This window comes from Streptomyces sp. NPDC091649, from assembly GCF_044756785.1.
Taxonomy (GTDB): Bacteria; Actinomycetota; Actinomycetes; order Streptomycetales; family Streptomycetaceae; genus Streptomyces.
Map to the genome: position 1 here is coordinate 164,577 of NZ_JBIVTR010000016.1, position 9,778 is coordinate 174,354.

Below are 9,778 nucleotides of genomic sequence, written 5' to 3' on the forward strand. Positions count from 1 at the left end.
CCGAGGGGTCCCGACCGGGCGAGTTCCGCCAGGACGTCGAGTAGCTCCATGAGGCGGAGCCTGTCATCTGCGGTGATGGGCTGTCCAACGGCTTCGGGCAGGCCCGGAGCGTTCCGCGTCCTACTGGGAGAAGGCGCATGTCCGGACAGGGTCGAGGTGCAGTTCGAAGGGCCCGAAACAGTCGGCCACGAGGGTCGCGACCGGAGCGCCGCAGGGGCAGGCCCGGTTGAGTTCCTCGTCGCCTGTCGGTCCGCAGCACCCACTGCTGTTCTCCCAGTTGGGCAGTGGCTGAAGGCCGGCGGCGTCATCAGGGTGCACCAGCACTGTGTGTCGGCTGCCGGCCGAGATGACGAAGCCTTCTTCACGGCAGACCACAGGTCCGCGCGACTGAGCTGGCTTCGGGTCCTCCTGATCGTCCTGCACGACGTAGGGAGGTCCCCAGGGCTCGGGATCGATCGCGTAGTGGCCCAGCGGAACAGTGGCCGGTGCCCGGCGTGTCTCCTTGTCCCGGTCGCGCTCGTCGTCGGAGACGTCAGGGACGGCGGCGAGCGCGGTGAGCTCCGGCGTGATCGCGGTGCCGCACTTGGAACAGAGGAAGACGGTCATCCCCTCGTTGTACTGCGCAGGGCTGCTGCTTCGCATCTGCGTTTCGCTGCTCGGATTCGATGCGCGCGACGGCGCCACGGAGATCAGGCATGCCCAGATGGACGGTGGTGTGCCGGGCGGCGAGGTCGCGCAGGGCGGCGAGCTTCTGCTCGGCGGCGGCGAGGCTGGCCTCGATCGCGGCGACCTCGCCGAGCGTCCCTGTTCCTTGGCATCCGATGGTGATTTCTGACAGGGTTTGACGACAGATAAGGTCCGATCCTCCGTACGGAAGGAGCCCCGAGTGGCGGACTTGGTCTACAAGCGGGTCTCGACCGACCAGCAGTCCACCGCCCGGCAGAACCTCGTCCTGGACGAGGCCGGGATTAAGGACCCGGTCGCCTTGGAGGAGGACCCGGGGGCCTCCAGCCGCCTCCACCCGCTCCAGCGCCCGATGTTCCGCGAACTACTCACGTACGCACGGCCGGGCTACTCACGTACGCACGGCCGGGCGACACCGTCCACATCTCCGAGGTGTTCCGTCTCGTCCGCGGCACGGGCCACATCCTCGACGTGCTCGACGTCCTCCACCGCGACCAGGTCGCCCTGCGTATCCACGACGGCGCGTTCTCCGCGATGGACCTCACCGCCCGCCACCCGCGCACCGGCGAACTGCTCTCCACCGTGAAGTTCATGGTGCAGACCCTCGCCGCCGCCGGCGAACTCCAACGCGACCTCCGCGCGAGCTGACCTACGACGGACTGCGCGCCGCCGAGGCCAAGGGCAGCAAGGGCGGACGCCGCCCCGCCGTGGCGACCACGAAGACCGACACCGTTCGCACCGCGTGCCTGGAGGGCCGCTCCATCGCCGCCCTCGCCCGCGAACACGGAGTCAACCGCGGCGCGATCCGCACGGCCGTCGCCGACCTCCTGCCTGACCACACCGCCACTGAGGAGGCCGCCGCCCCTGAGCTGCTGGTCACCCTCGATATGCCGGGCGAGGTCGCCGACTTCCTGCGCACCGCCGAGCTGGAGCCCGCCGAGCGGGCCTCACTCGACCAGGGGGTGACCGTACGGCGCGGCCAGGGCTACACCCTGCGCGTCAGCGCCGTTCCTGCCGTGCACCGTCAGCTCCTCGCCCGCTGCCAGCCGCTCGACGGCGCCCAGGGCGTCTCTGCGGTCCCGGCCCAGCGCAAGGCCCGCCGCGAGTACGGAAACAGGGTCAGCGCACTCGCGCCGTGACCATGATCGTTCTCAGCGCCAACGGCTGTACCGATGTTCCCCGAGGCCGTACTCACCTCAACGTGCAACTGCCCGATGCAGATCCAGATCCAGATGCAAGGTCCGGCTGACCTGTGCAAGATCAGTCGCTTCACGACAGAAGTCGACGTCGCGGAACGTGAGGGTGAGTGGACGCGGTCCCGACTGGCCCAGCCGCGGTTCACGGCGGCATCGTGACGCCTTCCCCAACGGAGGCGTGTGTCGACGCCCGCCGTCGCGGGGTGACCGTCTATCTGGAAAATGACGTCGCGGTCGGGTGGCCGGTCCCGGCCCGCGCGGGCCGGGACCGGTCGTTTCAGGTGACCGCCTGCGTCCGGGCGGCCGCCGCGCACGGGGCGCTGTTCCTGAACACGGGGGCTCCGCTCACTGCCACCGCCCGGCAGCCGACCGGCGACCCGGCCGCCCTGTGGAGCGACGGAGTGCACCTGACCGAACTCGGCGACACCATCCTGCTCCAGCAGACGGAGCAGCTCCTCGCCGAGCATCGCACTGCCGAAAGCTCCAGGACTACCCGCTCCTGGAGCGCGACGCCGCCCTGACCGCGTACGGGCCCATGCCCACCCGGCACCGCCGATCCGCGCCTGAAAGCCCCGGGGCTCCACACTCGTCGGCCACCGCCCGGGATGCGCGCGGCCAGCAGCCGGTACGCGGTCATCAAGGCCATGGCGCTCGCGACCGGGCGCCTGCCCTCCCAGGCCATCCGAGGCCGGCGGCCGCGCCTCCCTGTTGGCCGGCTCTCGGGGGCTCAGCGGGTTCCGCCGAAGCAGCCCGCGGCGGCACAGTCGCCCGTAACGTGAGGCGCATGACTGCGCTGATCATCGGCGGCAGCGGCTTCCTGGGCACCGAGCTGGTACGCCAGGCGGTATCCGCGGGCCGTCGCCCGTCCGCCACGTTCTATCCCGCCCTGGAAACTACGACGGAGCAGTGTGGCATCACCTCGATCTCCGAGACCCGTCCCGCCTGGAGGAGATCCTCGACACGGTGGCCCCGGCCGTGGTGATCAACGCGACGAGCGGCGGAGCGGACTGGGCGGTCACCGCCGAGGGCGGTATCCGCCTCGCCCAGGCCGCGACCGAGCGCGGCCGTTACGAACTGGGCGGGCTCATCGCCCGCCGTGACGGTCTCGACTCAGCCCGGCTGCTCTCCGCACGCCGTTCCGATACGGGACTGCTCGGCGGGCTCGACGTGCGACTCGACAGCCGCACCACCCAGGAGAAGCTGCGCACCCGGCTCCGCGGTGCCCGGGAGTTCCTGAGGGGAAACAGCCCGGAGCTGACCTGACAGCCACCAGCCACCGTGCCCCTGTCGAGGGTGAAACGCGCCGCCGTGTGGCAAGCCGTGGGGCAGACTCTCCATGACCGTTCATAGAAAGGGAGTTGGTCCGATGCGACCCAGCCAGTAGATGCGCGAGCTCGGCGTCGTTCAGTACGGAGTGCCCGTCCTGCGCGGCCCTGCCCGCCCCTTCGCACTCCCCGGTGAGCGGGAAGCAGTCGACACAGTCGTCGGACAACACCTTGACGTGATGGAGCGCATCCGCCGCGCGCACGACTTCTCGGGCAAGGGCCTGGGCCTGGCGGCCCCGCAGATCGGCATCGGCCGGTCTGCCGCCATCGTCCAGCCTCCTGGATCCGACACGATCGTTCTGCTGAACCCCCGGATCACCGACACTTCCGAGGACATGGACGAGAGGTTCGAAGGGTGCCTGTCGTTCTTCGACGTACGGGCTCAGGTTCTGAGGCCGCTGCGGATCACGGTGGAAACGATGACAGCAGCGGGCAGTATCGAGAGCGCGGTTTACGAGCGGGGCGACGCACGGCTCATCGCGCACGAAACTGATCACCTCGATGGGCTTCTGCTGCTGGACCGGATGCGGCCGGGAGTGAGTCCGGTCCCCGTCGAGGAGTACCGCAGGACTGCCGAGGCCAATGGCCGGCCCTGGTCGTACGAGTAGACGGATCCAGGGGCGACCGTGAGCAGGAAGCACCGCAGTGCAGCGCGCGGCGGTCTCACCTTCTCGCCGCAGGCGGCGAGGGTGTCTATGAAACGGGAGACCGTGGGGTCCGAGGCGGCCCGAACACAGCCGGCTCGGCCCCCAGCATGCCAACATCCGCGAGGCAGTTCCCGCCCAAGGCCACGGCCAGGGCGACGTCCAGGAGGACCTTGCCCGGGTCATGGACGGCCCGCGGCTTGCGCCACGGCATCAGCGCTGCGGATATCGCGGTGTCCAGGCGGGCCTTGCGGACGGTCTCGACCAGCAGCACCCCGACCTCTGGCCCGCGCTCCTCGGCCAGGAGGGAGTCTTCTGAACGGTGTGGCTCCGACCCCAGGTGGTTTATCCCGTACTGCCCGTCCTGCTCGCCCTCTCGGCCTGGGCGCTGTCGGGACGACGCGCCCCGTTCCTCCCGCTCGCCCTGGCGGCGGCCGGGCGGGCTTCCTCAACCAGGCCGGGCACCCGAACCTCGACCAACTGCTCGGCCACCGGCTGACCGTGTTCGTCTGGCTGCTTCCCGTTCCGACGGTTCCGCTGTTCCTGGACCGCCCGGCCCGGCAGGCGGGGAGGGCACCCGCCGGGGGCCGGGCCGACGGGGAAGCGGGCGACCGACAGGACCGCGGCGCGGGCGTGCCGCCGTGACCGGCCGCCCCTGCCCGCGAGCGGCTGCCCGGGACCGGCCCCGGGACACACCGGCGGCTCCCGGCTCCGAGGAGAGCCGGGAGCCGCCGGGTCGAGCGTGACGGGCAGGGCTCGGCTCAGCCGTCGCCGTCCCCGGCCGGCCGGCCGTCCGCGGAGGACGGCGCCGGGGCCGCGGGCAGCGACGTCATCCGCGGCAGCAGCTGCGCGGCGAGCAGGGTCGAGAGCGCCGAGGTGTCACCGCTGCCGCCGTCGGTGCGTACGACCACCGGTTGCGGTGCCTTCGACGCCAGCTCCGCGCCCACTTCGAGGCGGCGGCGGGCCAGCTCGTACTGGAGCACCGCGCGGTTGTCGCGGTATGCCTTGGCGAGGGCGCGCTGGGCGCGGGCCTCGTTCTCGGCGGAGATCAGACCGCTGCGACCGCGGGTCTCGATCTCGAAACGGACCCGCTGGGCGTTGGTCTCCTGCTCCTCCAGCAGCTGGGCGACCTGTTCGCGGGCGTTGTTGAGCGCGGCCTTCACCTCGACGATGCGCGCGTCGCGCACCTTCTTGGCCCGCTCGATGTCCATGCCGAGGCTGTCGATGCGGCGCTTGCGGGTCAGCCCCCACTCCTGCTCGTACGCCGTGCGCTCCTTGGCGACCCGCTCCCTGGTCGCCAGGTGCTGCTGGTACTGCGTCGGCAGCTGGACGTCCGGGATGTTGGAGCCGGTGATGCGCACGCCGTAGCGCTCCAGCTGCCGGTTGAGCAGCTCCTGCATGTCGGCCACGTCCGAGCCGCGCAGGTCGTACGCCCGCTCGGTGCGCATCTTGCGGGCGCGCTGGCGGATGGCGTCCTGGACGGCGCTGGACAGCACCAGGTCGAAGTTGCCCGCGCCGATCGTGCGCACGAACCGGACCGCGTCCGTGATGCGGAATTTCAGGAAGAACTCGATCGACCGCAGCGGGACGTTCTCCTGCGTCGGGCAGGCCATGACCGGTGCGGAGTACGGGATCTCGGTGGCCGTGTCGACCACGAAGTCCACCCTCGACCAGGGGTGCCAGAGGTAGTGCCGGCCGGCGTCCAGGGTGCGGGTGACCGCACCGTAGCGGGTCAGGACGCCGTTGGTGCCCTGCTCGATCTCGACGATGGAGGAGCGCCACCACCACAGCGCGCCGATGATCAGGAGCAGGCCGCCGGCCGCGTAGGCGAGCCCGGCGAGTGTGGCGTAGGCGAAGTCCGCCGCGCCGTCGGAGTCCGCCTCGCGCAGCGACAGCATCACGCCCATGAGCAGCGCGAACAGGCCGAGCCACAGGGGCAGCATCCACCACAGCCGGCGCCGGTGGCGGGGGATGATGACCGGGATCAAAGTGCCGGCCTCGCCGCCGCGCAGCAGCTGGGCGATGTCGCTCCAGGGCGCCACCGCCTCGGAGATGACCGACCTGCGGTTCATACGTGCGGTACTCACTGACCGGCCTCCTCGGAGAAGTCGGGAACCTCGGACGCCTTGGCCTGCTCGGCCGTCTCCTGGCCGGTCGAGGAGGCCGCCGGTGCTCCGTCCTCGGCCGACGGCACGGTGGGCCGTTCGGCCTGGAGCAGCACCACGATCTCGTCCTCGCGTCCGGCGATGCGCTCGCCGATCGCGGCGAGCTGCCCGCGCATGGCGGCCATGTCCGCCTCGCTGAACAGCTCCTCGCCGCGCTCGCCGACCATCTCCCGGGCCAGTCGCAGGAAGTCGACCCCGGCGGCGTCGCCGTCCGCGGAGCCGCCGATGCGCACGAGGCGCGGCAGGTGGTCGGCGACCTGCTCCAGGGTGTCGAGGATCTGCTGCTGATAGCGGTATTCGAGGATCTCGGGAGCCTCGGCCGCGGTCACCGCGCGGATGTCTAGTGCCTGTGCCTCCAGCAGCGCCGCGTTGGCCTTCGCCTCGGACTCGGCCTGCACGTAGCGCTGGCGGGCCAGGGCCTGCGCGCGGTTGGTCTCGCGCTCCACGGCGGTGTCCATCTGGGCCTGGTACTGGGCGATGTCGGCGTGGATGGCGGAGAGCGTCTCGTGGCTGGTCGCCAGCTCCTTGCTCAGGTCGCCCTCGTCCTGCTCCTTGCGGAGCATCAGCGCGTACTCGTGGGTGTATGCCTCCTTCGCCATCCGCACCATCTCCGGGGCGGCCAGGTCCATCCGGTAGTTGCGGTCGGAGGGCTCCGCGTGGGTGATGTTGGCGTTGGTCAGCTCGACCGCGGGCCGGAACTGCTGGTTCAGCTGCTCCAGGAGCCTGCCGGTGTCCTCGCCGACCATGTCGTAGATCCCGGCGGCCTCCTGCTCGTAGATGAGGCTGCGGATCGTCTCGCTAACCGCGTTGCTCAGCTTCTCCTCGAAGCCGCGTACCGCGCCGAGCGTGTAGACGAACTCGGTCGCGTCGCTGATCCGGAACTGGATGAACAGGTCGATCGAAGCCTTCACACCGCCCTTGGTCGGCGCCTCGCGCACCGGTGCGTTGAACGGGTACTCGCGGGTGGTGTTGAGGATGTACGAGACCCGCTTCCACGGGCTGATCAGGATCACCCGGCCCGGGCCGACGACCTTCTCCAGCTTCCCGAAGCGCGTGATCAGCGCCTGGCAGCCGTCCGGGACCATCACCATGCCCTGCCGCCACCACACGAAGGCGACCGCGGCCACGGAGATCACCCAGTAGTGCAGTCCGAAGAGCGGGTTGGTCAGCGGGGAGTCGTCCACCGTCGACACGACCGCGGTGCCCACCGCGCCCAGGGCGAGCAGCGACAGCACCGGGAGCATGCTCAGGAACGAGCGGCCCTTCGGAAGCACCATCGGACAGATCGCGTGGACCTGCTCGCCGCCCTCACGCTGCTGCTCGCTTTGGTTGAGCGCCTCGCCGGCCTCGTCGAGGGCGACCGTCTTCTGCGCCATGACCGTGGCGATGGAGCCGCCCTGTTCCCTCGCGGCCGGGAAGTCGGCGGGGTCCATGCCCTCCTCCTCCGGCGTGTGCGACTCCTCGTCGGCGTCGTCCCGCCTCTGGCCCGCCTGCCCCCGGCTCTGCGGCCGGCCGGCCGTCCGGCCCGCGCGCTGGCGGGCTTCCTCCTCGGCCGCCTGCCGGGGATCGGCACCTGAGGCCACCGCTGAGGCCACCCTCCGTAGGCTCTGCGCCTTGGTTTGTGCCATCATTCCCCCTTTTACCTTGCTTTTCTCGTGGTCGTCTTGCTGGTCCGGCCCATATGACTGGCTGGATGCGCTGTACCCCGTGTGGGCACTTCTGATCGTGTTCCTGGTTACAGTCATCGCACACCACAGGCGGCGCGCGCTGTTGGAGGGCGTCGGGATCGACGTGGAGGACCAGGTGGTGCACAGGCTGTCCCGTTTGGCGGAGCGGGGTGAGCAGGTCGGTGGCGTGGTGCGGGTCCAGGACGGTCATCGGCACGATGACGGGGCCGCCGGTGTAGGCGGCGAGGCTGGTGACGAGCGTGGTAGTGACCTGCCGGCAGGGCGGGTAGTCCTGGTAGTCCCGCTGGGTGAGCTCGTGGCCGCTCATGGCGCTGCTCTTCGCTTCCTCGCTCGGGAGCCGCGGCGACACCGCCGTGTGATCGGCTTCCGTTGGCGGCGGCTGAGCGCCGGCCGTCAGGCCCTGCTCGCGCTCGCCCACCTGCGGGTGGGCCACACCTATACCCAGCTCGCGGCCGGATTCAGCGTCGGAACCAGGACCGCCTACCGCTACGTCACCGAGGGCGTCGATCTCCTGGCCGCCCTCGCGCCCACCCTGGCCGACGTCGTCCGCGCCGCGTCGGTGAAGGCGTACCTGCTCCCGGACGGCACACTTCTGCCGATTGACCGCATCGCCGCAGACCGGCCCTGCTACTCCGGCAAGCACAAGAGACACGGGATGAACGTGCAGGTCCTCGCCGATCCCTTCGGCCGGCTGTTGTGGGTCTCACCAGCCCTGCCTGGAGCTGTCCACGACGTCCGCGCGGCCCGCGAACACGGCATTGTCGACGCCCTTGCTGAGGCCGACATCACGCGCTGGGCCGACAAGGGCTATCGGGGTGCCGACGGCACGGTCCGCACCCCGCACTGGGGGCGGTGGGAGGCCCTTTCCACGGGTCAGCAGGCGGTGAACCGGTCCCACGCAAAGGTCCGCGCACTCGTCGAACAAGCCATGGCCACCCTCAAGTCCTGGCGACTCCTCCGCAAGCTCCGGTGCTCGACCACCCGGATCACCTGCCTTGTCCAAGCCGTCCTGACCCTGTATTTGACCAGCTCAGGCGGATGAAGGAAAAGCCTCAGTTCGGGGGATATGGTAGAGACATCGGCGGAGGCTCTACCGAGGCGTTGGTGGCGAGTTCAATCACGAAACTGCTATCGGTACAAAGAATGCACGCGGGAAACACGTCTACTCTGTCGAATGGGTATCAGTGCAGGCCAGGGGGTCGAGTTCAGTGCCGGAAAAACTATACGCAGAGCAGTGAGTTCGGCTGTTGAAGGCCACATTGAAAGGACTGGTTCTGCATGCTGGACATAGTGGTCGGTGTGTTGCTCTTTTCGGTCGGTGTTTGTCTGGTAGGAAACTTCTGGGGCCTGGCGAGTCGGGTGCTTGACCATGCGTCAGTCCTGGTTGACGCTGGTGGAGCAACAGTGAACACCTTTCGGCTGGTCGGAGTTGTCGCGATGATTGTCGGGCTCTTCTGGGTCGCTACCGCGCTTCCGGAGATTCTCTGATCCTCACCGTTCCGTTGCAGCGAACCCGTCCAGCGCCCTCGGCACCGCCCGTCGGGTCTCCGTGCCGCCCATGTGGCCCGCGTTGCCGATGATCGTCAGTTCGGCGTCGGGCCAGGCGCGGTTCAGTTCCCAGGCGGTGATCAGGCGGGGGCGTCTCTATGCCCTTCGTCAAGGATGTGGTGCCTGGTGTGTGGGTTTGGGGTGGTCATGCGGCGAGGGTGGCGGTAGGGATGCGGGACTCCTAGGGGGTGTCTTCAAAGGCTGTCGATGGGGCATCATATGACGCATGGTGCGGCGACATGAGCTCTCGGACGAAGAGTGGGACGTTCTGTCGGGGCTGCTTCCGCAGACGGAAACGGGGCGGCCCCGGCGGGACGACCGGGTGGTGCTGAACGGAATCGTGTGGAAGCTGCGGACCGGTTCGGCCTGGCGTGATGTGCCGGAGAGATACGGGTCCTGGCGGACGTTGTACACACGTTTCCGCAGGTGGGCGCTCGATGGCACGTTCACGCGGATGCTTGAGGCCGTCCAGGCTCAGAAGGATGCGGCGGGAGACGTCGACTGGTTGGTTTCCGTGGACTCCACGAT

Annotated in this window: 11 protein-coding genes and 4 pseudogenes; 10 read left to right on the top strand and 5 right to left on the bottom strand. The window is 69.5% G+C overall.

The genetic code is table 11. The features are described from left to right. Nucleotides 1-120: 120 nt before the first annotated feature. Nucleotides 121-606 carry a hypothetical protein gene (locus ACIQMU_RS24760; protein WP_402689698.1) on the bottom strand — a complete coding sequence of 162 codons (486 nt, stop codon included), beginning with the start codon at nucleotides 604-606 and terminating at the stop codon, nucleotides 121-123. Between ACIQMU_RS24760 and ACIQMU_RS24765 the strand changes: the two genes are divergently transcribed. The 7 genes and pseudogenes from ACIQMU_RS24765 to ACIQMU_RS24795 all read left to right on the top strand — a co-directional run bounded on the left by ACIQMU_RS24765 (nucleotide 584) and on the right by ACIQMU_RS24795 (nucleotide 3,813). After that, nucleotides 584-835: a hypothetical protein gene (locus tag ACIQMU_RS24765; RefSeq protein ID WP_352242033.1), complete on the top strand. Its 252-nt coding sequence runs from the start codon at nucleotides 584-586 to the stop codon at nucleotides 833-835. The two genes, ACIQMU_RS24760 and ACIQMU_RS24765, sit on opposite strands and share 23 nt — an antisense overlap. A gap of 51 nt (nucleotides 836-886) precedes the next feature. After that, nucleotides 887-988, top strand: a pseudogene (locus tag ACIQMU_RS24770) (recombinase family protein); the annotation flags it as partial. A gap of 128 nt (nucleotides 989-1,116) precedes the next feature. Then, nucleotides 1,117-1,332 (top strand): hypothetical protein, encoded by a 216-nt coding sequence (locus tag ACIQMU_RS24775; RefSeq protein WP_352242032.1) that lies wholly within the window; start codon nucleotides 1,117-1,119, stop codon nucleotides 1,330-1,332. Nucleotides 1,333-1,391: 59 nt separating this feature from the next. Next, the gene (locus tag ACIQMU_RS24780; protein ID WP_352242031.1) at nucleotides 1,392-1,823 is read left to right on the top strand and encodes a resolvase; all 432 of its coding nucleotides are present in this window, start codon (nucleotides 1,392-1,394) and stop codon (nucleotides 1,821-1,823) included. A 212-nt stretch (nucleotides 1,824-2,035) separates the two neighbouring features. Continuing rightward, nucleotides 2,036-2,401 carry a hypothetical protein gene (locus ACIQMU_RS24785; RefSeq protein WP_352242030.1) on the top strand — a complete coding sequence of 122 codons (366 nt, stop codon included), beginning with the start codon at nucleotides 2,036-2,038 and terminating at the stop codon, nucleotides 2,399-2,401. A gap of 263 nt (nucleotides 2,402-2,664) precedes the next feature. Continuing rightward, nucleotides 2,665-3,143: pseudogene (locus ACIQMU_RS24790) on the top strand (NAD-dependent epimerase/dehydratase family protein). Nucleotides 3,144-3,264: 121 nt separating this feature from the next. Further along, nucleotides 3,265-3,813, top strand: a complete 549-nt coding sequence (locus ACIQMU_RS24795; RefSeq protein WP_402689699.1) for a peptide deformylase — start codon at nucleotides 3,265-3,267, stop codon at nucleotides 3,811-3,813. A gap of 56 nt (nucleotides 3,814-3,869) precedes the next feature. Here ACIQMU_RS24795 and ACIQMU_RS24800 read toward each other — a convergent pair. From ACIQMU_RS24800 to ACIQMU_RS24810, 3 genes and pseudogenes are all read right to left on the bottom strand, one after another. Next, nucleotides 3,870-4,123: pseudogene (locus ACIQMU_RS24800) on the bottom strand (transposase); the annotation flags it as partial. A gap of 487 nt (nucleotides 4,124-4,610) precedes the next feature. Next, nucleotides 4,611-5,936 carry an SPFH domain-containing protein gene (locus ACIQMU_RS24805; protein WP_352242028.1) on the bottom strand — a complete coding sequence of 442 codons (1,326 nt, stop codon included), beginning with the start codon at nucleotides 5,934-5,936 and terminating at the stop codon, nucleotides 4,611-4,613. Then, nucleotides 5,933-7,642, bottom strand: coding sequence for an SPFH domain-containing protein (locus ACIQMU_RS24810; RefSeq protein WP_352242154.1), 1,710 nt, complete (start codon nucleotides 7,640-7,642; stop codon nucleotides 5,933-5,935). Before ACIQMU_RS24810 ends, ACIQMU_RS24805 begins: the two co-directional genes overlap by 4 nt. Before the next feature lie 331 nt (nucleotides 7,643-7,973). Here ACIQMU_RS24810 and ACIQMU_RS24815 point away from each other — a divergent pair, with 331 nt between their 5' ends. Together ACIQMU_RS24815 and ACIQMU_RS24820 are read left to right on the top strand one after the other, a co-directional pair. Continuing rightward, nucleotides 7,974-8,744 carry a transposase family protein gene (locus ACIQMU_RS24815; RefSeq protein ID WP_402689705.1) on the top strand — a complete coding sequence of 257 codons (771 nt, stop codon included), beginning with the start codon at nucleotides 7,974-7,976 and terminating at the stop codon, nucleotides 8,742-8,744. Between the two features lie 236 nt (nucleotides 8,745-8,980). Continuing rightward, complete coding sequence (locus tag ACIQMU_RS24820) at nucleotides 8,981-9,190, top strand: hypothetical protein (RefSeq protein ID WP_352242027.1); 210 nt, start codon at nucleotides 8,981-8,983, stop codon at nucleotides 9,188-9,190. A gap of 3 nt (nucleotides 9,191-9,193) precedes the next feature. Here ACIQMU_RS24820 and ACIQMU_RS24825 read toward each other — a convergent pair. Beyond that, nucleotides 9,194-9,334: pseudogene (locus ACIQMU_RS24825) on the bottom strand (prolyl aminopeptidase); the annotation flags it as partial. Nucleotides 9,335-9,476: 142 nt separating this feature from the next. Here ACIQMU_RS24825 and ACIQMU_RS24830 point away from each other — a divergent pair. After that, nucleotides 9,477-9,778, top strand: a 302-nt coding sequence (locus ACIQMU_RS24830) for a transposase (RefSeq protein ID WP_402689700.1), incomplete at its 3' end; no start/stop codon positions are given.

Excerpts from the sequence above, each read along its gene's own strand:
- ACIQMU_RS24760 (WP_402689698.1), bottom strand. The coding sequence starts at position 606 with ATGACCGTCTTCCTCTGTTCCAAGTGCGGCACCGCGATCACGCCGGAG.
- ACIQMU_RS24795 (WP_402689699.1), top strand. The coding sequence starts at position 3,265 with ATGCGCGAGCTCGGCGTCGTTCAGTACGGAGTGCCCGTCCTGCGCGGC.
- ACIQMU_RS24810 (WP_352242154.1), bottom strand. The coding sequence starts at position 7,642 with ATGGCACAAACCAAGGCGCAGAGCCTACGGAGGGTGGCCTCAGCGGTG.
- ACIQMU_RS24820 (WP_352242027.1), top strand. The coding sequence starts at position 8,981 with ATGCTGGACATAGTGGTCGGTGTGTTGCTCTTTTCGGTCGGTGTTTGT.